Source organism: Streptomyces vulcanius (genome assembly GCF_042653945.1).
GTDB classification, from domain to species: domain Bacteria; phylum Actinomycetota; class Actinomycetes; order Streptomycetales; family Streptomycetaceae; genus Streptomyces; species Streptomyces mangrovi.
Genome location: NZ_JBHSFK010000004.1, coordinates 393,859 through 414,579 on the forward strand (window position 1 = coordinate 393,859; position 20,721 = coordinate 414,579).

General features: G+C 70.1%; 15 protein-coding genes. 5 read left to right on the top strand and 10 right to left on the bottom strand.

Going from position 1 to position 20,721, the window contains the following annotated elements; all coding sequences use genetic code 11:
- Window positions 1-156: 156 nt before the first annotated feature.
- Together ACFPIH_RS08720 and ACFPIH_RS08725 are read left to right on the top strand one after the other, a co-directional pair.
- Window positions 157-1,347, top strand: coding sequence for a hypothetical protein (locus ACFPIH_RS08720; RefSeq protein WP_381169908.1), 1,191 nt, complete (start codon window positions 157-159; stop codon window positions 1,345-1,347).
- A complete protein-coding gene (locus ACFPIH_RS08725) occupies window positions 1,341-2,792 on the top strand; it encodes a hypothetical protein (protein WP_381169910.1) in 1,452 nt (483 codons plus the stop codon). The genes ACFPIH_RS08720 and ACFPIH_RS08725 overlap by 7 nt, the downstream gene beginning before the upstream one ends.
- 335 nt (window positions 2,793-3,127) lie before the next feature.
- On the opposite strand, the gene ACFPIH_RS08730 is transcribed toward ACFPIH_RS08725, so the two are convergent.
- The gene (locus ACFPIH_RS08730) at window positions 3,128-3,481 is read right to left on the bottom strand and encodes a VOC family protein (RefSeq protein WP_381169912.1); all 354 of its coding nucleotides are present in this window, start codon (window positions 3,479-3,481) and stop codon (window positions 3,128-3,130) included.
- Window positions 3,482-3,794: 313 nt separating this feature from the next.
- Between ACFPIH_RS08730 and ACFPIH_RS08735 the strand changes: the two genes are divergently transcribed.
- Together ACFPIH_RS08735 and ACFPIH_RS08740 are read left to right on the top strand one after the other, a co-directional pair.
- Window positions 3,795-4,352 carry a hypothetical protein gene (locus ACFPIH_RS08735; RefSeq protein WP_381169914.1) on the top strand — a complete coding sequence of 186 codons (558 nt, stop codon included), beginning with the start codon at window positions 3,795-3,797 and terminating at the stop codon, window positions 4,350-4,352.
- A complete protein-coding gene (locus ACFPIH_RS08740; RefSeq protein WP_381169916.1) occupies window positions 4,349-4,804 on the top strand; it encodes a hypothetical protein in 456 nt (151 codons plus the stop codon). Before ACFPIH_RS08735 ends, ACFPIH_RS08740 begins: the two co-directional genes overlap by 4 nt.
- Before the next feature lie 383 nt (window positions 4,805-5,187).
- Here the strand turns inward: ACFPIH_RS08740 and ACFPIH_RS08745 are convergent, their stop codons facing one another.
- Together ACFPIH_RS08745 and ACFPIH_RS08750 are read right to left on the bottom strand one after the other, a co-directional pair.
- Window positions 5,188-6,276 (bottom strand): alkene reductase, encoded by a 1,089-nt coding sequence (locus ACFPIH_RS08745; protein WP_381169918.1) that lies wholly within the window; start codon window positions 6,274-6,276, stop codon window positions 5,188-5,190.
- A 180-nt stretch (window positions 6,277-6,456) separates the two neighbouring features.
- Window positions 6,457-7,803 carry an aldehyde dehydrogenase family protein gene (locus ACFPIH_RS08750; RefSeq protein ID WP_381169920.1) on the bottom strand — a complete coding sequence of 449 codons (1,347 nt, stop codon included), beginning with the start codon at window positions 7,801-7,803 and terminating at the stop codon, window positions 6,457-6,459.
- 173 nt (window positions 7,804-7,976) lie between these two features.
- Between ACFPIH_RS08750 and ACFPIH_RS08755 the strand changes: the two genes are divergently transcribed.
- Window positions 7,977-8,900: a helix-turn-helix transcriptional regulator gene (locus tag ACFPIH_RS08755; RefSeq protein ID WP_381169922.1), complete on the top strand. Its 924-nt coding sequence runs from the start codon at window positions 7,977-7,979 to the stop codon at window positions 8,898-8,900.
- 412 nt (window positions 8,901-9,312) lie between these two features.
- Here ACFPIH_RS08755 and ACFPIH_RS08760 read toward each other — a convergent pair whose 3' ends face one another.
- The 7 genes from ACFPIH_RS08760 to ACFPIH_RS08790 all read right to left on the bottom strand — a co-directional run bounded on the left by ACFPIH_RS08760 (window position 9,313) and on the right by ACFPIH_RS08790 (window position 20,715).
- Window positions 9,313-10,842: a serine/threonine-protein kinase gene (locus ACFPIH_RS08760; RefSeq protein ID WP_381169924.1), complete on the bottom strand. Its 1,530-nt coding sequence runs from the start codon at window positions 10,840-10,842 to the stop codon at window positions 9,313-9,315.
- Window positions 10,843-10,891: 49 nt separating this feature from the next.
- Entirely contained in the window at window positions 10,892-11,467 is a 576-nt protein-coding gene (locus ACFPIH_RS08765) for a sarcosine oxidase subunit gamma (RefSeq protein ID WP_381169926.1), read from the bottom strand.
- Entirely contained in the window at window positions 11,460-14,555 is a 3,096-nt protein-coding gene (locus ACFPIH_RS08770; RefSeq protein ID WP_381169928.1) for a sarcosine oxidase subunit delta family protein, read from the bottom strand. Before ACFPIH_RS08770 ends, ACFPIH_RS08765 begins: the two co-directional genes overlap by 8 nt.
- A gap of 11 nt (window positions 14,556-14,566) precedes the next feature.
- Window positions 14,567-15,799: a sarcosine oxidase subunit beta family protein gene (locus tag ACFPIH_RS08775; protein ID WP_381169930.1), complete on the bottom strand. Its 1,233-nt coding sequence runs from the start codon at window positions 15,797-15,799 to the stop codon at window positions 14,567-14,569.
- Complete coding sequence (gene glyA, locus ACFPIH_RS08780) at window positions 15,796-17,079, bottom strand: serine hydroxymethyltransferase (protein WP_381169932.1); 1,284 nt, start codon at window positions 17,077-17,079, stop codon at window positions 15,796-15,798. The genes ACFPIH_RS08775 and glyA overlap by 4 nt, the downstream gene beginning before the upstream one ends.
- Window positions 17,080-17,104: 25 nt before the next feature.
- Complete coding sequence (locus ACFPIH_RS08785) at window positions 17,105-19,543, bottom strand: GcvT family protein (RefSeq protein ID WP_381169934.1); 2,439 nt, start codon at window positions 19,541-19,543, stop codon at window positions 17,105-17,107.
- A 203-nt stretch (window positions 19,544-19,746) separates the two neighbouring features.
- Complete coding sequence (locus ACFPIH_RS08790; RefSeq protein WP_381169936.1) at window positions 19,747-20,715, bottom strand: ABC transporter substrate-binding protein; 969 nt, start codon at window positions 20,713-20,715, stop codon at window positions 19,747-19,749.
- Window positions 20,716-20,721: the final 6 nt, after the last annotated feature.

Consider the following 20,721-nt stretch of genomic DNA (forward strand, 5'->3'; position numbering starts at 1 on the left):
CGGAGCCAGCCATCGGCGACCGGCGCGTCGGTCTGACCGCACACTGTGCCCCGCACCGAACCCGGTTTCCCTGTTGGACCGACGTGTTGAAGCGGATCGAGCAGGGGTGGATGCGTGCCAGGTTGGCGTACGTACTGGGTGCCGAGGCACCGCCAGGTGACGGGGGATCAAGTACCAGTTCTGGCCGGGTGGAAGGACCTGGCCGAGCGTGAGGACCGAGTTGGAATTCATCCTGGGGATCCGATTCTTCCTTCTCCGGCCTACCGGATCGATGAGGCGCTGAGCCGGTATCTGTGCCGGTCGTCGTTCGCCCGTCTCGCGCAGGAGACGAAGCGGAACTACACGGACGACTACTGCTTGTTCTTCGACTTCCTGTGGGGCCGCGAAAAGGCATGGCGCGACGCCACAGCAGACGATCTGTGGGACTTCGAGGACTGGCGGACCCGCTCGCTGCGGAATCCGCGCCGGATCGGTGGGGCCCGGTGGAACCGCGGGCTGGCCGCGTTGATCCGGCTGTACGAGTGGGCGGTGCAGCGCGACCACCTGACGGTCAACCCGGTGATCATGCGGTCGGTCCTCGGCAGGAGCGGCCAGCGCGTTCTGGTGCCGGCGGCCCGGGCGATCGCGAAACGGAACTCCGCGCGATGGGTCTACGAGCCGGCCTCGGTTCGGCGGGACTTGACGGCCTACGCGGCCGAGGACCGTCGGTGGGTCATCGAGGACGCCCGCGATGCAGGCCGCTACCGGAAAATCCGACGACCGATTGTGATCTTCGATCCGGTGAGGCCGCACCTGGCTCAGTACACGAGCGGCATCAACCGCGGCGAGAAGGTCGACGTCCGGCTCCTCGGCCCGCGCGAGCGTCAGCGGCTGCTGATCGACACCGAACAGGGCCTGGAGCCCGCGATGTTCTGGCTCGGCGAGAGCGGGATGCCACTGACCTTGTCGGCCTGGAAGGACATGTTCACCACCGCCAACCAGCGGTGCGAAGAGCAGGGTCTGGACCTCTTTGCCCACGCCCACCTGCTAAGACACACATTTGCCGTCATCACCCTCGAACAGCTCCAGCGTGGGCACATCGCCGCGCTCGGCGACATGAACCCGGCCCAGCGGCTGCATTACCAGCGGATCTTCGGCGATCCCATGGACTGGGTCCGCCGCAGACTCGGACACGCCTCGCAGCTGTCGACCTTGATCTATCTGCACGCCCTGCAGGAACTGGAGATGGAGACCCGCATGGCCCTGGTTCCCGACACCTGGGAGGACCCCCGCGACACCCCGGCCGCGGCCCTGGGCGACGAGAAGCCCCCGCGGGACCTGCCCGAGGAGAAGGAGACGACGTGGTGACCCGCCGCGGCCGGGGCAGCACCGGGCCGGGCCGCCGGTCAGCTCTGCCAGTCACGGACTACGAGGCCGCAGCGCTCGTCCACGAAGGGGCATCAGGGGGACTCGTCGTCGACTTCCACGGTGAGGACGGCCGACGGGGCACGTTCGATGTTGGCAAGCTGCCGCTCCCCGGGTGGCACCCTCTCCTCGCCGAGGCATTCGCGATGCGGACCGGCCCTGGCGGCGGACTTCGCACTCTCTCTGGAGCCCAGAACAGGTGGTTGCCCCTGCTGCGATGGACGCACTTCCTGGCCTCGCTCGACCCTCAGCCCGTGGTGCCGGCGCAACTCACGCGCTATCACGTCAACGCCTTCCATACCCGCACGAACTCTGCGGCGGGCACGCGACAGAAGGACATGGCGGAACTGCAGGTGTTGTTCGGGCAGGAGAAGATCCGCGACCAGATCCCCACGGAGGCTCGGGACGCGTTCGCGAGGCGCCTGCCCGGGCCCAAGACCAATCCCGAAGGCGGATACTCGGCTGGCGAACTGGACCGACTGACTGCCGCCGCACGGGCGGACACCGCCTGGATCGTCCGGCGCATCCGCGCCGGCGAGGAGTTGGTACGCCGACAACAGGACGAGCCTGAGGGCATCCCTCCACAGCAGCAACAGCTGGCCCAGGTGCTTGCGGGCATGGCCGAGACCGGCGAAGTTCCCCCGGGATCGGGGATTGAGCAATGGCGGGAACGGCGCGAGCTCGCTGCCCATCTGTTCCTGACCTGGAACGACCTGGCTCCGTTGATGGTCCTCCTCGCCCTCGTGACGGAACGGAACGGCGAGACGCTCCAGGAGTTGCCCGCCCGTCACCGGCTCCTCGAGGACCGGGCGGTCGAGGTTCGCCTGGTGAAACGGCGCCGCGGAGCTGACCGTTGGTTCGAGACCGTGACCTGGGAGATCGGCCCGGAAGGGCGCGAGCTGCACACACCCGGCGGTCTCTATCTCCTCCTGCTTGAACTGACGGCTCGCAGCCGGGCGTTCTGCGGCTCATCGTCTGCGCTCTGCGTGTGGCGCAACGGCCACCGCGTTCACGTGAGGGGGACGAGACACGAGCACTACGCACCGTTCGACGCGGACCTGCGGGCCGGCGGACAGCTGCAGCTGAGCACATGGGCGGCGACGCGCACGAAACCTGTCCTGGCCGACCCGCCTGCACCGACCGAGTCGGCGAAGGGGCAGGAGAACGCCCTCCCCTCCGTCGAGGTGCCACTCCAGGTGATTTTCAACAAGATCAAGACCAGCCTTGATGCCCGACGGACCCGCCAGCTGGGTGGGCACCTGCCGTCCTCGGCGAAGAGCAACACGGCCCAGGTGCTCTACACCAACTACCTCCGGCCGGATCCGGCAACCCGTGAATGGGCAGAGGGGAACGTCACGAGCATCAACAGCAGGACCCCACGTCGTTGAACAAGAAGCCACAAGATCCCATCAGCCGGAGTAGGTCATGCTGAGACAAGGCCACCGCGTCACCTCTCAACGAGCGTCACTACTCGCAGAGTTGCGCGATGGCCGCCCCGTGGCCAGGGGCTATACCGAGATCACCGGTACACCACTCAGCGCGACACCATCTGGTAGTTCGTAGGTCTTCCGGGCCGAGCCGCGCGTCATCAACGCACCAGCCGGAGCCATGCACGGACCACGGTCAGAGCACCCGGCGCAGCCGGGTCGGCGAGCAGCAGCTGGGGCAGCTGCGGGTGGGCAAACCGTCCGGCACCTTCGCCCGAACTGCTGCCCGGCCCCGCTCAGCTCCTCCGCTCACCCAGGACACAGAATTCGTTGCCCTCCGGGTCGAGGAGGGTCACCCAGTGCTGCTCGTCCTGCACGGTGTCGGCGGGCCGGGCACCGAGGGAGAGCAGCCGGGCGACCTCGGCCTCCTGGTCGTCGGGGCGGAAGTCGGGGTGGAGCCGGTTCTTCGACGTCTTGCCCTCGGGGACAGGCACGAAGAGCAGCCCCGGCATCTGGTCCGGCTCAGGCCGGATCTCGATGATCTCCTCGGATTCGTCGACCACGACCCAACCCAGAGCCTCGGCCCACCAGCGCCCGAGGGCGATGGGGTCGGAGGAGTCGACGATGATCTGTTCCCATTCAAGTGCCATGGGCGTGATCATAAACAGGGTCGGCTGGCTGCCAGGGCTGGGGGTGACTGCCGTCGACCGCCGGTCCGGTGTGCGGATCGTGTCCCGCAGAGCGGTGTAGTAGCGCGATGTGGTAGCAGCAAGTCGCGAGAAGTGATCGCTGCTACACCACTCCAGGGACATCACCCAAGATCCTGTGCTATGCCGCCGACCGCCATCGGGGCCAGGGCAGAGGAGCGGTCAACGGTCAGTTCTCAACCATGTCCACAAGCTGGCCTGGCACATCGCCCGCCGTCCGGGCGGACTTGTGGCCCTGGCCGTCCAGTACGGGCATATGCGCACTGCGGTGAGCGTCGGCTACGCCGCGCGCGGCCGCGGCGGCATCCACGAGTTGCTCGACATCGAAACCGCCCGGGCAACCGCCGACACCCTCACCACCCTCCACGACGAGCTCGCCGCTGGAACCGGGATTTCAGGGCCGGCCGCACGGCGAGCGATCCACGCCGCCGCCCAGGCCCCCACGTTCGCCGGGTCCATCCGCACGCACCGGCAGGCCCGGGACATCCTGGGCAACCCGGCCCTGACCGTCTACGACAACCCGCACTCGTTCCTGATGTGCGTCTACAACCGCGACCGCGCCCTGTGCCATCGGCTCGATGTCAGCGACGCCCCGAGCCTGGACCGATGCAAGCCGACATGCGCGAACATCGCGCGCACCAACCGCCATGCCGACGAACTCGTGCAGTACGCGCAGGCGTTGGAGAAACAGGCCGCCTCGGAGGCAGTGCCCGGCCCGCTCGCCGACCGGCTCGCGCGGCGCGCCGACCATCTCCGTGATCTGGCCGACCATCACCACCACACCCGCATCGACCTCCAGGAGCCGACGTCATGAGACCCACCCCGGACGAGCGCGATCTCATCCGTGCCGCGATGGACCGCATCCTGGGCGGAACGCCCGAGCACTCCAACGGCGCGCTGACAATCGTCGCCCTCGCGCTCGAAGCCGGTATCCCGCGCAACGCACTCACCCAACGGCACACCGACCTGAAGAACGAGTTCTACGACAAGGTCCGCACTCGTGGCGGCACCCCGGACAGCGAACAGCGCCTGCGTAAGCAGGTCCGCCGGCTGAAGGAGCTACGCGCTGCCGGCACAGAGGAGATCGCCCAGCTCAAGGCCGACGTCGAAGGTCTCGTCGGTGCCCTGCACCAAACGACAATCGAAAACCAACTTCTACGCCAGCAGCTTGCAGAGCGGTCCGCGGTCCGCACGCTGCCCACCCAGCCCCGTCCCGTTCTGGGCTCACCCAACGCGGTGGGCCTGTTCGGCGAAGTGCCGCCTTGAGCTGGTGTTATGGATGGGGTTTCGTTCTGTCCGTTGTCCACTGCGGGCATGGGTCAGGGCCCTCCGGTGTGAAGGGCCCTGGACCAGTGGTGGCGTCGGTTCTGGCACTGTGCTCCGACGCGGTCGCGAACGCGTCGTCCAAGCTTTCGATGCTGCCCTGCGCGGCGATGCGCAGGGCACTGTGTCCGGGATCGCCCGCGCCGCGAGCGCCGCCCGTCGCGGCCTCAAGCTCTTCTCTCAGCTGCTGGTCCTCCAAGGTGATCCGCTGGATGTGGCAGGCGGCGAGTGTCGCCACCAGGCACATAGGTCAGGACCAGAGGGACTTCGGTGGCCTGACACGCCGCGTCTTGCCTCCGCACTCGCCGGCGATGACCTTTTTGAGTTCACGCGCTGTCGGCGGGCAGCGTCGGGTAGTCGGTGTAGCCGCGGTGGTCGCCGCCGTAGAAGGTGGCCGCGTCGGGGGTGTTGTAGGGGCCGCCGGCTGCGAGGCGGACGGGCAGGTCAGGGTTGGCCAGGAACAGCGCGCCGAAGGCGATGATGTCCGCGGTGCCGTCCGCGATGTGGGCGAGAGCGCCGGGGCCGGTGGTCTCGGGGTGGGTGAAGGGGTTGAGGATGAACGCCGTCGGCCAGTCCTTGCGCAGCCGGGCGGTCAGGTCGCGGTCCGGGCTCTCGACCAGGTGCAGGTAGGCGAGGTCCAGCGGGGCAAGTCCGGCGATCAGGGTGGTGTAGGTCTCCAGCACGTTGGCCGGGTCGGTCTCGGCGATGTCGTTGTAGGGGTTGCCGGGGGAGATGCGGAAGCCGGTCCGGTGGCTGCCGATCGCCTCCGCGATGGCCGTGGCGACCTCGATACCGAAGCGGGCCCGGTCCGCGGCGCTGCCTCCCCAGCTGTCGGTGCGCAGATTGGTGTTGGGGGCGAGGAACTGGTGGATCAGGTAGCCGTTCGCCCCGTGGATCTCCACGCCGTCGAAACCGGCGGCGATCGCGTTGCGCGCGGCGTCGGCGTAATCGGCGATCGTCTGGGTGATGTCGTCCTGGTCCAGTTCCTTCGGCGTGACGTAGTCCTGGGGGCCCTGGTAGGTGAACACCTGGCCCGCCGCCGCGACGGAGGAGGGGGCGACGGGCATGAGTCCCTCGGGCAGCAGGCTGGGGTGGCTGATCCGGCCGGTGTGCATCAGCTGCGCGAAGATCGTGCCGCCCTGGGCATGGACGGCGTCGGTCACCTTCCGCCAGGCGTCGACCTGCTGGGCAGAGTGCAGGCCCGGGGTGTTGGTGTAGCCCTGGCCGACGACCGACGGCTGGATGCCCTCGGTGATGATCAGGCCGGCGCTCGCGCGCTGGGCGTAATAGGTGGCCATCAGCTCCGTCGCCGTGGCTGCGGGAGCGTCGGCGCGGCTGCGGGTCATCGGCGCCATCGCGATGCGGTTGGCGAGCGTCTTGCCGCTCAGGTCGATCGGGTCGAACGCGGTGGTCATGGCAGCTTCCTTCAAAGAGTGGGTCGGGTGAAAGAGACAGGCGGCAGCACGGTCCTGCGGGGTGTCAGGGAACTGGTGATCGGCAAAGCAGAGACCTCAGTAGTCTTCATGCCGCTGGTCAGAGGTACTTTCTGCTGTGTCGATCACCAGTTGGGCAGCCTGCTTTATGAAGGCGCGGGCCTAGTTGAGCGGCACGTCCGCGACGGCCTTGAGGTGGCTGAACGTCTCGAGGGAGTACCGGCCGTGGTAGCGGCCCATGCCGCTTTCACCGACGCCACCGAAAGGCAGGCCGGGCATGAGCAGTTGCATCACCGGCTGGCCCCAGGCGACGCCGCCGGAGGACGTCTCGTTCACCAGGCGCGACTTGGTGGCCTCGGACTCGGTGAAGGCGTAGAGCGCGAGGGGCTTTTCGCGTTCGTTGATGAAGGCGATGGCGGCATCGAGGTCTTCGACTTCGACGACGGCGAGGATCGGACCGAAGATCTCCTCCTGCATGACCGGCGATGCGGGGTCGACATCGGTGAGCACCGTCGGTGCGATGAACAGGTCGTCACGGTCGTGCTGGCCTCCCACCGCCGCCCGGCCGGAGTCCAGCAGACGGGTGAGCCGGTCGAAGTGCCGCTCGTTGATGATCCGACCGTAGTCGGCTGCGGTCTGCGGAGTGGGGCCGAACTGGGCGTCGACCGCCCCGCGGAGGGCGGGGACCAACGCGGCGGCGGTGGCAGGATCGGCCAGTACGTAGTCGGGGGCTATGCACTGCTGCCCCGCGTTGCCGAACTTGGCGCCGACCAGCCGCTTCGCGGTCTCGTCCACGTCGGCGTCGGGCGCCACGAAGACCGGCGACTTGCCCCCGAGTTCAAGCGTGACCGGGGTGAGGTTCTTGGCTGCCGCGGCCATGACGATCCGGCCGACCGTGCCATTGCCCGTGTAGAAGATCTGGTCGAAACGCTGCGCCAGCAGGGCCGTGGTCTCCTCGGCTCCCCCCTCGACCACGGTGAGCACGTCGGCGTCGAAGTACTGGCGCAGCAGGCGGGAAGCCACCGCCGAGGTGTGCACCGACATCTCGCTCGGCTTGGCCACCACGGTGTTCCCGGCGGCCAGCGCGCCGATGATGGGGTCGATGAGAAGGTGCAGCGGGAAATTCCACGGGGCGATCACCAGGACGACGCCGAGCGGGTCGTACGTGGTGTAGGCCGTGGTCGTGGGACCGAAGTGGGCGGGAACCTCCACCGGGCGAGGCTGAAGCCAGCTCTCGAGATTCGCCAGTGCCTCGTCGATGTCGGCGACGGTGAAGTCGATCTCCTGCATTTTCGCCTCGGCGGCGTTCTTCCTCAGATCCGCCCAGAGCGCATCGAGCAGCTCCTGCTCGTTCTCCACCAGCAGTGCCCGCAGCCGCTGCAGCTGGTCGACGCGCCAGTCCAATGGGCGGGTGACACCGGTGTTGAACGTCGCACGAAGGCGGCCCACCACCTCCGCAGCCGTCTCGCTCTGGTGCGTCCTCGACTCGATCCCCTGTGTTGCGCTCATGGGATGTGCTCCGTTCTTGATCCAGGCCACGCCCCGGCCGCCTTCCAGCCGGGCACAGTGGCCAGCGTGCTGGACGATCCGGCATCCACCCAGGTCACGGCTTTGCGTACGCGCGCGGTGCCTACCACTGGTTGGGTCAGGCTGGTGTGCGTGCGACCGTGGATACTCGAGGCATGGACGAATACCCCGAACCGGTGCACGAGCTGGTCGCCGACGCTCTGGACCCGCGTACCGAGCTCAGTGAGTTCCTGCGCACCCGACGCGCCCGGCTGAAGCCGGAGGACGTGGGACTGCCGGACTACGGGCGGTATCGGCGGGTACCGGGGCTGCGCCGCGAGGAGCTGGCGCAGCTGGCCGGGGTGTCCGTGGCGTACTACACACGCCTGGAGCAGGGCAACGGGCGGCACGTGTCGCCGGAGGTCCTCGACGCCATCGCCCGCGCGCTCAGGCTGAGCGACGCCGAGCACGCCCACCTCACGCACCTGGCGAAGCCGAAGCAGCACAAGAAGAAGCCGGCCGGCCGCGCCCAGCAGGTGCGGGGCCCCCTGCGGACGCTGCTGGACACCATGGACGGTGTTCCGGCGATCCTCGTGGGGCGGCGCTCGGACATCCTCGTCTGGAACCGGATGGCCGCGGCGGTCTTCGGCGACTGGGCCGAGCTGCCGGCGAGGGAGCAGAACTGGGCGCGGCTGGTGTTCCTGAGGCCCGAGTACCGCGACCTGTTCGTGGACTGGGAGCACAAAGCCAGCGACGTCGTCTCTCAGCTGCGCATGGACGCCGGCTCCCATCCGGACGACCCCCGGCTGTCCGCGCTGGTGGGCGAACTCTCCGTGAAGAGCGAGGAGTTCCGGCGGCTGTGGGCCACCCACGACGTCAAGGAGAAGTGCCACGGTATCCAGCGCCTGCACCACCCGCTCGTCGGCGAACTCGATCTCCGCCTCGAGTCGTTCCACCAGGCCGACGCCCACGAACAGATGCTGGTGACCTACCACGCCGAACCGAACTCCCCGTCCGCGGAGGCTCTGCGACTGCTGGCCAGCTGGGGCGCGGACGCGACACGGGCGGGAACGGGCACGTCGTCGGCACGCACGGCTTGATGAACTCCCCTTGATCATCGGTAGTTGGCTGCGCGCCACGCCCCGCGTCCTTTTCACACGCCAGACGCCTCCGGGGGTGTCGGATTCAGGACGGCCCGGGTGGCGCGGGCGTGCTGCGGTTGGGCAGTGGAAGAACGGTGCCGCCGCTGCGCAGGGCGTCGTTTTCGAGGACCTGCTGGCGGATGGCCTCCTCCTACAGAGCGAGGGTGCGGCGCAGGTCGCTGTTCTCCTTCCGTAGCCGGCTCACTGCGGCAGTTGGCTGACCATGTCTCAACACGCTGAACTTGACAGAGAACGTCCAGGTGGTCGGTCCCCGGGAGCTGCTGGTGCCCCGGACGGAGGCGTGCGCGGCAGCCGCGCTGCGCTGGGGCGCCTGGCTCGAAAGTGCGCTGCGCGGCGACTGAGCCGCGGGTCAGCCGGAAACGGCGAACTGGCTGCCGGTCTTCTGCCCGTCCTCCGTCTCGGCCGCGGCCACACAGCGGAAGACGCGCAGGCCCTTGTCCCACTCCGATGCCGTGGGCGGAAGGATGTCGGTCCGCCACTCCGACGCGATGTCGCGGCCCCCGGGGGTCATGGTCGCGGCCATGACCTTCTGGGAGCAGAGGGCCTTGACGTCCGGGTGTCTGATCAGGTCCCGGGCGTTGTTGGTCATGCCGTCCGAGGGCAGCGGGGCGATGGCGAAGGTCTCCCACACGTTCTTGGTCTGGCAGTCCGCGCGGCTGACGGTGATGATGCCCGAGATGTCGGTGATACCGCTCCAGCACTCCGGACTCGCGACGCACCGGCCGCCGACCCCGTCGACCTCGGCGGCGGGGCAGTCGGCGGTCGTGGTGGCCACGCCGAAGCCGGATGAGCCCGCGGAGCCGGATGTGGCTGTGGCGGACGCCGTGGGCCCTGTCGATGGGGAGGCCTCGCCGTTGTCGCCGTTGTACACGACCACGCCGACCGTCACGCTCACGGAGACGGCGACCGCGGCCACGGCGGCGATCAGCAGCCGGGGGCGCCCCTGTTTCCGGCCGGCGGTCGGCTCCGGTGTCGTCGAGGCGGGGGGAGTCGGCACCCGGGGCGGTGCGTCCTGGAGGGGCGGGGTGTCCCGCTGGAAGGGCGCGGTGGTCATGGCGCTGTCGAGGTCGACGGCCGCGAGGGCGTCCCGGAAGGCCGCCGCGTCGGACAGCCGCTGGGCCGGGTCCGTGGCCAGGGCGTGTCTCAGGACCGCGTTGAGGGCGTCCGGGACCCCGGGCAGGTCGGGATAGGGCCAGGTGTGCCGGACGATGAGTTCGGCGAGGCTGAGCTGGGTCCCGTCGTCCGGGTGGTGCGGGGGCCGGCCGAGGAGCAGGGCGTAGACGGTGGCGGCCAGTGAGTAGACGTCGCCCGCCGGGCTGGGCTCGGCCAGGTGGAAGGCCTCGGGCGGCGCGTAGGCGGGGGTGAGTGCCTCCAGGGTCACGGACAGGTCCCGGCCGGGGCGGGGCATGGCGGCGAGCCCGAAGTCGGTGAGGGCGACGCCGCCGTACCGGTTCACCATGACGTTGCCGGGCTTGATGTCGCGGTGCAGCACCCCGGTGGCGTGGGCGGCGGCCACCGCGTCCGCGAGGCCCACGCCGATGTCCCGGGCCTCCTTCGCCGGCAGCGGCCCCGTCCGGTACAGCCGGTCCCCCAGCGAGCCGCCGGGGCACAGCTCCAGCACCATGTAGGGGCGGTTGTCGGCGAGGACGCCGGCGTCGTACACGGGCACCACGTGCGGATGCCCGGACAGCTGTCCGGCCGCCGTGACCTCGCGCAGGAAGCGCTGCCGGTCGCGCGGTGTGGACAGCAGCCTGCTGTCCACCTTCAGCGCGACCTCCCGGCCCACGGCCAGTTGGCGGGCCCGGTACACCGTGGCGAACCCGCCCCGGCCCAGGACGCCTTGGATCTCGTAACCGGACAGTTCCATTCTTTCGGACACGCGGCGAGACTCTAGCCCAGGGCCGGGGCGACGCGGCTCGCGGGTGCGGTCACAGGTACTCGGTCGCCGCGTCCAGGAGCCAGTCGGTGAGGTAGCCGGCGAAGGAGGAGCGGACCAGTACCCAGAATCCGGCGTCGGTCCGGTCCCGGGCGACCAGGACGACCTGGGTGCGGCCGAGGGTCGTCTGGGCGCAGCGTCCGGGGCCGAAGGCGCGCGGGTGCAGGTCCAGGGCACAGCCGTGGGCCAGCAGGTCGCGGGCGCGGGACCCGGAGACGAGGAGGGTGGTGCGCTGCGCGGAGACGTCGGTGACGGAGACCGGCTCGTCCCCTGCGGTCTCCCGTACCCGGTCCTCCAGACGGCGTGCGTTCCCGGGCGGGCCGGCCAGCAGCCATTCGTCCGGGCCGAGCCACAGGGTGGTCAAGTCCCCTTGCCGCACGGCGGTGTTGGGTTCGAGGGGGAGGCCGAGAGCGTCCGCTGCGGCCGACTTGGCGTCGAGGCGGACGTTCACCTGGGTCAGGAAGGGGAGTTCGGCGAGCCGGACCGCGCCGCCGGAGGCGTGGGTGGCGGCGGCCAGGCGGTCCCTGACGTGGGCCAGGGGGCTGCGGGGCAGGGCGGTGTCAGCCATCGCGGCGGGCTCCCTCGGGGTCGTAGAGGACGGGGCCGGCGACGGTCACCGGGAGCAGGCGGTCGCCGACGGGGGCGTAGAGGCGCTCGCCGACGCGGTCCCGGCCGCCCGTGACCAGAGCGAGCGCGAAGGTCCGGCCGAGGGCCGCGCTGCGGTAGCTGGAGGTGACATGGCCGAGCATCGGCACGGGCGGGGCGGGCAGCACGCTCTCGGCGACCAGGTGGGTGCCCTCGGGGAGGAAGGCGGCCGGGTCCTCGGGGAGCAGTCCGACCAGGTGCTTGCGGTCGGGGCGGACGGTGTCGGCGCGGACGTGGGAGCGCTTGCCGATGAAGTCGGGCTTCTTCTTCGACACCACCCAGCCCATGCCGAGGTCCTGCGGGGTGACCGTGCCGTCGGTGTCCTGGCCGATGATGGGGTACCCCTTCTCGGCACGCAGGACGTGCATGGTCTCGGTGCCGTACGGGGTGATGCCGTGCGCGGCACCGGACTCGTGCAGCGCCTCCCACAGGGCGAGGGCCTCCCACGGCGAGACGTTGATCTCGTAGGCGAGTTCGCCGGAGAAGCTGATCCGGCAGACGCGTGCGGCGATGCCCGCGACGGTCGTCTCGCGCCAGGCCATGAACGGGAAGTCGTCGTTGCCTACGGCCAGTTGGGGCGCGAGGGCGCCGAGGACGTCCCGGGAGCGCGGGCCGACCAGGGCGACCGTGGCCCACTGCTCGGTCACCGAGGTGCAGTGCACGCGCAGTTCGGGCCACTCGGTCTGCAGCCACTCCTCCATCCAGTCCAGTACGGCGGCGGCGTTGCCGGTGGTCGTGGTGACGAGGAAACGGTCCCGGTCGAGGCGGATGACCGTGCCGTCGTCGAAGACCATGCCGTCCAGACGGCACATCACGCCGTAGCGGATCATGCCGACCTTCAGGGTGCTCATCATGTTGGTGTAGAGCAGGTCGAGGAAGACGGCCGCGTCCGGGCCCTGTACGTCGATCTTGCCGAGGGTGGAGGCGTCCATGAAGGCCACGCCCTCGCGTGCCGCGCGGCACTCGCGCAGTACGGCGGTCTCCATGTCCTCGCCGTCGTGCGGGTAGTACCAGGGGCGCTTCCACTGGCCGACGTTCTCGAACAGGGCGCCGTGCGCCACGTGCCACTCGTGGAGGGCGGTGGTGCGGACCGGGTCGTGCAGCGTGCCCCGGTCGCGGCCGGCGAGCGCGGCGAAGGAGACCGGGGTGTAGGGCGGGCGGAAGGTGGTCGTGCCGAGCGCGGAGACGTCCACGCCGAGCAGTTCGGCGACCACGCCGCTCGCCAGGACTCCGGAGGTCTTGCCCTGGTCGTTGGCGGTGCCGGCCGTGGTGTAGCGCTTGGTGTGCTCGACCGAGCGCATACCGGCGCCGGTGGCTCTGGCCAGGTCGTCCACGGTGACGTCGCGCTGGAGGTCGACGAAGCGGGGGGCGCCCTCGCGGCCGGGGACGGCGAAGACGTGCTGGGGCGGGGTGTGCGGCTGGGGCGGGGTGTCCGGGAGGCGGGGGAGCTGCTCCGCCCGGACGGCGCGGGCACCGGCGGCGGCGCCTTCCGCGAAGACGGTGGCCAGGTCGGGGGTGCCGTTCGCGCCGCCCACCACCTCGACCGCCTGGCGGCAGGTGTCGGGGACGAAGGTGCCGAGGGTGTCGTCGTGGCGCAGCTTGCCGCCGGCCTGGCTGAACAGGTGCGCGACCGGGTTCCAGCCGCCGGAGACGAGGAGGAGGTCGGCGGGGAGGTCCCGGCCGCCGGTTGTCCGCCCGTGGGGGGCCACGGTGACGGAGGTGAGCCGGGGGTCGCCCTCCGTGCCGATGACCGCGTGGGCGGTGAGCACCTCGATACCGGCCTCGCGGGCCCGCCGCGCCCACTCCCCCGCGTCGGGGCGGGTGTCGACGATCGCCGGGATCCGGGCGCCCGCCGTGTGCAGGTCCAGGGCGGCGGCGTAGGCGCTGTCGTTCGTCGTGAACACCACCGCCCGGCGGCCGGGCAGGACACCGTGACGGTTGACGTAGGCGCGGGCCGAGGCGGCGAGCATCACGCCGGGGCGGTCGTTGTCCGCGAAGGCGAGGGAGCGCTCGTGGGCGCCGGTGGCCAGGACCACACGGCGGGCGCGGATCCGCCAGACGCGCTCGCGGGAGACGTCCGCGGGGGCGGCGGCGCCGAGGTGGTTGGTGCGGCGTTCGACGGCCAGGAGGTGGTTGTCGTCGTAGTACCCGAAGACGGTGGTACGGGACAGGACGCGGACGTCCGGGGCGGCTGTCAGCCGTGCGGTGACCTCCGCGGCCCAGTCGAGGTGTTCGGCCGTGGCCAGGAGGCTGCCGCCCGGTTCCGGGCGGTCGTCGGCGAGGATGACGCGGGCGCCGGTGTGGGCCGCGGCAGCCGCCGCCGCGAGGCCGGCCGGGCCGGCGCCGACGATCAGCAGGTCGCAGTGGGCGTGTACGGCGTCGTAGCGGGCCGGGTCCGGTTCGGTGGCGAGGCGGCCCTGGCCGGGGAGGCTGCTCGCCACGAGGCCGTCGTAGAGCTCGACGGTCGTGGCGGGGAGCATCGGCTCGGGGAAGGGTGCCTCGATCTGGACGACGGCGTTGGGCTCCTCCACGCCGGCGGAGAAGATGCCTCGCGGGCGGCCGAGTTTGATGCTGGTGCCGGTCTGGATGACGCCGTTGGCGAGGAGGGCCGAGGCCAGGGTGTCGCCCTTGTACCCCTGGTACTCCGTGCCGTCGAAGGTGAAGGTCAGGGGTTCGTTTCCGTCGCGCGAAGGACGGCGGTACGGCTGTGCCGGCGGCTCCGCCCCCGGACGGGCTGGAAATGCCGGACTCGGCTGAAGGGTTGCCGCAGGTTCGACGATCTCGTTCGTCGCCGTGTCCCGTACCACGTTGAACCACCGTCGGCAGCCCGCCGCGTGGCTCCAGCGTTCGGCGAAGGGGCCCTTCGGGTTGTCGCGGAAGAACAGGTAGCGGGCCCACTCCTCGTCGGTGAGGGACGCCGGGTTCTCCGGGTAGGGCACATGGGCCTGGCCGCCGTAGTGGAACTCGGACTCGTCGCGGGGCCCGCACCACGGGCAGGGGATGAGCAGCATGCTGGGGCTCCCTAGTGGGCCACCGCGGCCGCGCCGTGCTCGTCGACGAGCGCGCCGGTGGTGAAACGGTCGAGCGAGAAGGGGGCGTTGAGGGGGTGGGGCGTGTCGTGCGCGATGGTGTGGGCGTAGACCCAGCCGACGCCCGGGGTCGCCTTGAAACCGCCCGTGCCCCAGCCGCAGTTGAGGTAGAGGTTGTCGACCGGGGTGAGGCCGACGATCGGCGAGGCGTCCGGGCTGACGTCCACGATGCCGCCCCAGGTGCGCAGCACATGGGCGCGGGCGAAGACCGGGAAGAGTTCCAGGGCGGCGGACATCTGCTCCTCGATGATGTGGAACGCCCCGCGCTGTGTGTAGGAGTTGTACGAGTCGATGCCCGCGCCCATCACCAGTTCGCCCTTGTGCGCCTGGCTGACGTACACGTGGACCGCGTTGGACATGACGACCGTCGGGTGCACGGGCTCCAGCAGTTCCGACACCAGCGCCTGCAACGGGTGGCTCTGGAGCGGGAGTCGGATGCCTGCCATGGCGGCGAGGACCGAGGTGTGGCCGGCCGAGCACAGGGCCACCTTGCCCGCGGCGATCGGGCCGAGGGTGGTCTTGACGCCCACGACCCGGCCGCCGACCACGTCCAGGCCGGTGACCTCGCAGTTCTGGATGATGTCGATGCCCGCCGCGTCCGCCGAGCGGGCCAGGCCCCAGGCCACGTGGTCGTGCTTGGCGATGCCGGCCCGTGGCTGGTAGGTGCCGCCGAGGACCGGGTAGCGCACGTCCGGGGAGATGTTGACGATCGGGCAGACTTCCCTGACCTGTTCGGCGTCCAGCCACTCCGCGTCCACGCCGTTGAGGCGGTTCGCCTCGACGCGGCGCACGCTGTCACGGACGTCCTGGAGGCTGTGGGCGAGGTTCAGCACGCCGCGCTGGGAGAAGAGGATCGGGTAGTCCAGCTCCTCCTCCAGCCCCTCCCACAGCTTGAGCGCGTGTTCGTAGATGCCCGCGCTCTCGTCCCACAGGTAGTTGGAGCGGATGATGGTGGTGTTGCGGGCCATGTTGCCGCCCGCGAGCCAGCCCTTCTCCAGCACGGCGACGTTGGTGATGCCGTGGTTCCTCGCGAGGTAGTGGGCGGTGGCCAGGCCGTGCCCGCCGCCGCCGACCACGATCACGTCGTACGAGCGTTTCGGCTCGGGTGTGCGCCAGAGCCAGTCGGGGTGTTCGGGGAGGTCGGCGCCGGGGGTGCGGGAGGTCATCGGGCATCGCCCTCGTCGGAGAGGTGCGGATAGAGAGGGTGTTTCGCCGCCAGCGCCTCCGTGCGGGCGCGCAGGGCGGGGACGTCGGGGTCCGGCCGGAGGGCCAGCGCGATCACGTCGGCGACCTCGGTGAAGTCGTCGTCGGTGAAGCCTCGGGTGGCCAGGGCCGGGGTGCCGATGCGCAGGCCAGAGGTGACCATCGGCGGGCGCGGGTCGAAGGGGACGGCGTTGCGGTTGACGGTGATGCCGATCTCGTGGAGGAGGTCCTCGGCCCGGCGGCCGTCCAGCTCCGACTCGCGGAGGTCGACCAGGACCAGGTGGACGTCCGTGCCGCCGGTCAGCACCTTCACGCCGGCCTCCGCGGCGTCCGGCCGGGTCAGGCGTTCGGCGAGGATACGGGCGCCGGAGAGGGTGCGGGCCTGGCGTTCGGCGAACTCCGGTGACGCGGCGACCTTGAAGGAGACCGCCTTCGCGGCGATGACGTGCTCCAGGGGGCCGCCCTGCATGCCGGGGAACACCGCGGAGTTGACCTTCTTGGCGAGGTCGGGATCGTCGGTGAGGATCACTCCGCCGCGTGGGCCGCCGAGGGTCTTGTGTGTCGTGGTGGTCACCACGTGGGCGTGCGGGACGGGGTTCGGGTGCAGTCCCGCCGCCACCAGGCCCGCGAAGTGCGCCATGTCGACCATGAGCAGGGCGCCGACGTCGTCGGCGATGCGGCGGAAGGCGGCGAAGTCCAGGTGTCTGGGGTACGCCGACCAGCCCGCGATGATCATCTTGGGGCGGTGTTCCTTGGCGAGGCGCTCGACCTCGTCCATGTCGATGAGGTTGTCGGTCTCGGCGACGTGGTAAGGCACGACGTTCAGCATCTTGCCGCTGTAGTTGAGGCGCATGCCGTGGGTGAGGTGGCCGCCGTGCGCGAGGTCGAGGCCGAGGACGGTGTCGCCGGGCCGGAGCAGCGCGAAGAAGACGGCGGTGTTGGCCTGGGCGCCCGAGTGCGGCTGGACGTTGGCGAAGCCCGCGCCGAAGAGGGACTTGATCCGCTCGATGGCCAGCCGCTCGGTGACGTCGACGTGTTCGCAGCCGCCGTAGTAGCGGCGGCCGGGGTAGCCCTCGGCGTACTTGTTGGTGAGGACCGAGCCCTGGGCCTCCAGCACGGCGGACGGCGCGAAGTTCTCGGAGGCGATCATCTCCAGGGTGGACTGCTGGCGGTGCAGTTCGGCGCGGAGGGCTTCGTGGACCTCGGGGTCCAGCTCCGCCAGGGGGGTGTTCAGCGCGTTCATGGGGTGTTCGCGTTCCTCTCCCGGTTCAGCCACGGAGGCGGGACATGGTCGGGTCGAACAGGGGTTCCTGCGCCACGACCGCCTCGACACGGCCGTCGAAGTAGCCGATGTGCACGGTGGTGCCGGGGGCGGTGAGCTCGGCCGGGAGCCAGGCGTAGGCGATTCCCTTGCCGATGGTGTAGCCGAACGCGGCGCTGGTGACGTAACCGACGGCGCGGTCGCCGTCGTACACCGGCTCCTTGCCCATGACGACGGACCTCGGGTCGTCGATGGTGAGGCAGGTCAGCTTGCGCCGTACGTCGGCCTTACGGCGCTCCAGGGCCGCCTTGCCGATGAAGTCGTCCTTGTCGGCCTTGACGGCGAAGCCGACGCCGGCCTCGTAGGGGTCGTGCTCGTAGGTCATGTCGGTGCCGAAGGAGCGGTAGCCCTTCTCCAGGCGGAGGCTGTTGAAGGCGCCCCGCCCCGCGATGACACCGCCGAGCGGTTCGGCGGCGGCCCACAGGGTGTCCCAGAGCTTCTGGCCCAGGTCGGAGGTGGTGTACAGCTCCCAGCCGAGTTCGCCGACGTACGACAGGCGCATCGCCGTCACCGGGACGCTGCCGATGTGGGCCTGCTTGGCGCGGAAGTACTTGAGGCCGTCGGCCGAGAAGTCCTCGTCCGTGAGGGGCTGGAGGACCTTGCGGGCCAGGGGGCCCCACAGGCCGACGCAGCAGGTGCCGGGGGTGAGGTCGCGGACCTGGACCGTGCCGTCGGCGGGGAGGTGGCGGGTGAACCAGTCGAGGTCGAGGTTGCCGTTGGCGCCGACCTGGAAGCGGTCGCGGGCCAGCCGGGCGACGGTGACATCGCTGCGGATGCCGCCGTCGTGGTCGAGGAGCAGGGTGTAGGTCACCGAGCCGACCGACTTGGCGACCTTGCCGGTGCACAGCCGCTCCAGGAAGGCGGCGGCACCGGGGCCGGTCACCTCCAGGCGCTTGAGGGCCGTCATGTCGTACATCGCGACGGTCTCGCGGGTGGCCTGGGCCTCGGCGCCGACGATCGGCGACCAGTACCGGGCGGCCCAGTCGTTCGGGGTGGGGATGTTGCGGCCCTCGACCCGGGGCGCGTTGGCCTCGTACCAGTGCGGGCGCTCCCAGCCGCCCGCCTCCAGGAAGAAGGCGCCGAGTTCCTGCTGGCGGGTGTGGAAGGGGCTGGTGCGGATCGGGCGCGGCCTGCCGGAGGGCTGGAGCGGGTGGAGGATGTCGTAGACCTCGACGAAGTTCTGGCAGTCGCGGGCCAGGACGTACTCCGGGGAGAGCTGGTGCGGCTCGAAGCGGTTGACGTCGCACTCGTGCAGGTCGAAGGACGAGCAGAAACCGTCGACCAGCCACTCGGCCATGGCCCGGCCGACGCCCGCCGAGTGCGTGACCCACACCGCCTCGGCGACCCAGAAGCCCTGGACGTCCGGGGACTCGCCGAGGAGCGGGAAGTTGTCGGTGGTGAAGGAGAACAGGCCGTTGATGCCCTCCTCGATCTTCGCGTCCTTCGTGGCGGGGAGGAGGGAGCGGGTCTCGGTCCAGGCGTCGGCGAAGTCGTCCTCGGTGAACTTCAGGACCGACGGCATGTCGTCGGCCTCGGCCACGGACAGGATGTCGTCGGCGGAGATCGGCATCGGGCGGTGGCCGTAGTAGCCGATGCCGATGCCGTCGAAGCGGTCGCGGTAGTAGAGGTCGGCGTCCTGGTGGCGCAGGATCGGGCGGACCGCCTCCTCGGTCTGGCCGGCCAGGGCGGGGACGGGGCCGGTCCAGGCGAGCTGGTGGGCGAGCGGGGTGAGCGGGAGGTTCATGCCCACCATGCGGGCGATCTTCGGGCCCCAGATGCCGGCGCAGCACACGACGATGTCGGCGGGCAGTTCGCCCTGGTCGGTGAGGACTCCGGTGACCTGGCCCTCGCTCTGCCGGACGTCGAGGACCTCGTGGCGGGCGAGGAAGGTCACCCCGCGTTCGGTGGCGCGGCGGATCTGGGCCTCGACGGCGAGGACGGCCTTGGCGAGACCGTCCGTGGGCACCAGGAGGCCGCCGAGGACCCGGTCCCGGTCGACCAGGGGGTGCAGCTCGACGCACTCGTCGGCGTCGACCAGCCGGGCCTCGATGCCCCAGGCGGTGATCCAGCCGTGGCGGCGGTGGAGTTCGGTGAGGCGCTCGGGGGTGGTGGCCACTTCGAGGCCGCCGACCTGGAGGAAGCAGGGCTTGCCGTCGACGTCCAGGGAGCAGAACTTCTCGACGGTGTAGCGGGCCAGTTCGGTCATCGTCTTGGAGGAGTTCGTCTGGAAGACCAGGCCCGGGGCGTGCGACGACGACCCCCCGGTGGCGGGGAGCGGGCCCTGGTCGACCACGGTCACTTCGGTCCAGCCTCGTGCGGAGATCTCGTCCGCGAGCGCCGCTCCCACGACGCCCGCTCCGATGATGACCACTCGGGGTCCCGCCATCGCCCAACCTCCGAACGTCAAACCAGTCCAGTTGCTGTCAGCGCAACTTGATTCAGGTTGCGCAACTCAATGTGCCTGGCGCCGAGGAGGGGTGTCAAGGGGTCCGAGGCGCCCGGCAACCCGCCTGATCACGGCCGGAAAACAGCAATGCCCGGCGGGCGGTGCGCACCTGCGCGCACCGCCCGCCGGGCCGGTTCCAGGACCTACTTCAGCCAGGCCTTCACCTTGTCCGGGTTGGCCTCGACCCACTTCTTCGCCGCCGCCTCCGGCGACATCTTGTCCACCGCGATGTACTTGGCGACGACGTTCTGGTCGTCGTTCGTCCAGTTGAAGTTCTTCACCAGGTCGTAGGCGGGACTGCCGGACTTGGCGAACTTGGCGCTGACGATCTTGTCGAGGTCGTAGACGGGGTAGTCGCAGGCGACCTTGGCCGCGTCGGCGTCGCAACCGGACGTGTACTCGGGCAGGTTGACCTTGACCAGCGGGACCTCGGAGAGGAACCACTGCGGCTCGTAGAAGTAGCCGATCACCCATTCCTTGTTCTTCTCGGCCTTGCGGTAGGCCTGGATGAGCGCGGTCTCGCTGCCCGCGTACACCACCTTGAAGTCCAGCTTCAGGTTCTTCACCAGCGCCTCGTCGTTGGTGACGTACGACGGGTCGCCGTCGAGGAGCTGGCCCTTGCCGCCGGACTCGGAGGTCTTGAACTCGGCGGCGTACTTGTTGAGGTTCTTGTAGTCGGTGATGTCCGGGTGGGCCTTGGCCAGCCACGGGGGCACGTACCAGCCGATGATCCCCTTGTTGCCGGTCGAGCCGGCCTCCACGGCGGTCTTCTGTCCGGCGACGTACTTCTTCTTCAGGTCGTCGTGGCCCCAGTTCTCCAGGATCGCGTCGACCTCACCGGTGCCGAAGCCCTGCCAGGCGATCTCCTCCTTGAGGTCCTTCTTGTTCACCGTGCAGCCCAGGTCGTTCTCGGCGACGTACGCGACGACCGCCGCGTCCGCCTCGTAACCCACCCACGGGTTGACCGCCAGGTTGAAGGTGCCGCACTTGCCGGAGTCGCCCGAGCTGTCCGAACCCGAGGCGCTGTCGCCGACCTTCGCCCCGCCGCACGCCGTGAGGGTGAGACCGAGAACGGCCAGGCCGGCCGCGCCGGCTCGCCAGTGTCTTGCCATGGTTTC

What these genes read in the sequence shown, in the direction of transcription:
- ACFPIH_RS08730 (WP_381169912.1), bottom strand. Translation starts at nt 3,481, where the DNA reads ATGGCACTTGAATGGGAACAGATCATCGTCGACTCCTCCGACCCCATC.
- ACFPIH_RS08735 (WP_381169914.1), top strand. Translation starts at nt 3,795, where the DNA reads ATGCGCACTGCGGTGAGCGTCGGCTACGCCGCGCGCGGCCGCGGCGGC.
- ACFPIH_RS08740 (WP_381169916.1), top strand. Translation starts at nt 4,349, where the DNA reads ATGAGACCCACCCCGGACGAGCGCGATCTCATCCGTGCCGCGATGGAC.
- ACFPIH_RS08745 (WP_381169918.1), bottom strand. Translation starts at nt 6,276, where the DNA reads ATGACCACCGCGTTCGACCCGATCGACCTGAGCGGCAAGACGCTCGCC.
- ACFPIH_RS08750 (WP_381169920.1), bottom strand. Translation starts at nt 7,803, where the DNA reads ATGAGCGCAACACAGGGGATCGAGTCGAGGACGCACCAGAGCGAGACG.
- ACFPIH_RS08755 (WP_381169922.1), top strand. Translation starts at nt 7,977, where the DNA reads ATGGACGAATACCCCGAACCGGTGCACGAGCTGGTCGCCGACGCTCTG.
- ACFPIH_RS08765 (WP_381169926.1), bottom strand. Translation starts at nt 11,467, where the DNA reads ATGGCTGACACCGCCCTGCCCCGCAGCCCCCTGGCCCACGTCAGGGAC.
- ACFPIH_RS08770 (WP_381169928.1), bottom strand. Translation starts at nt 14,555, where the DNA reads ATGCTGCTCATCCCCTGCCCGTGGTGCGGGCCCCGCGACGAGTCCGAG.
- ACFPIH_RS08775 (WP_381169930.1), bottom strand. Translation starts at nt 15,799, where the DNA reads ATGACCTCCCGCACCCCCGGCGCCGACCTCCCCGAACACCCCGACTGG.
- glyA (WP_381169932.1), bottom strand. Translation starts at nt 17,079, where the DNA reads ATGAACGCGCTGAACACCCCCCTGGCGGAGCTGGACCCCGAGGTCCAC.
- ACFPIH_RS08785 (WP_381169934.1), bottom strand. Translation starts at nt 19,543, where the DNA reads ATGGCGGGACCCCGAGTGGTCATCATCGGAGCGGGCGTCGTGGGAGCG.
- ACFPIH_RS08790 (WP_381169936.1), bottom strand. Translation starts at nt 20,715, where the DNA reads ATGGCAAGACACTGGCGAGCCGGCGCGGCCGGCCTGGCCGTTCTCGGT.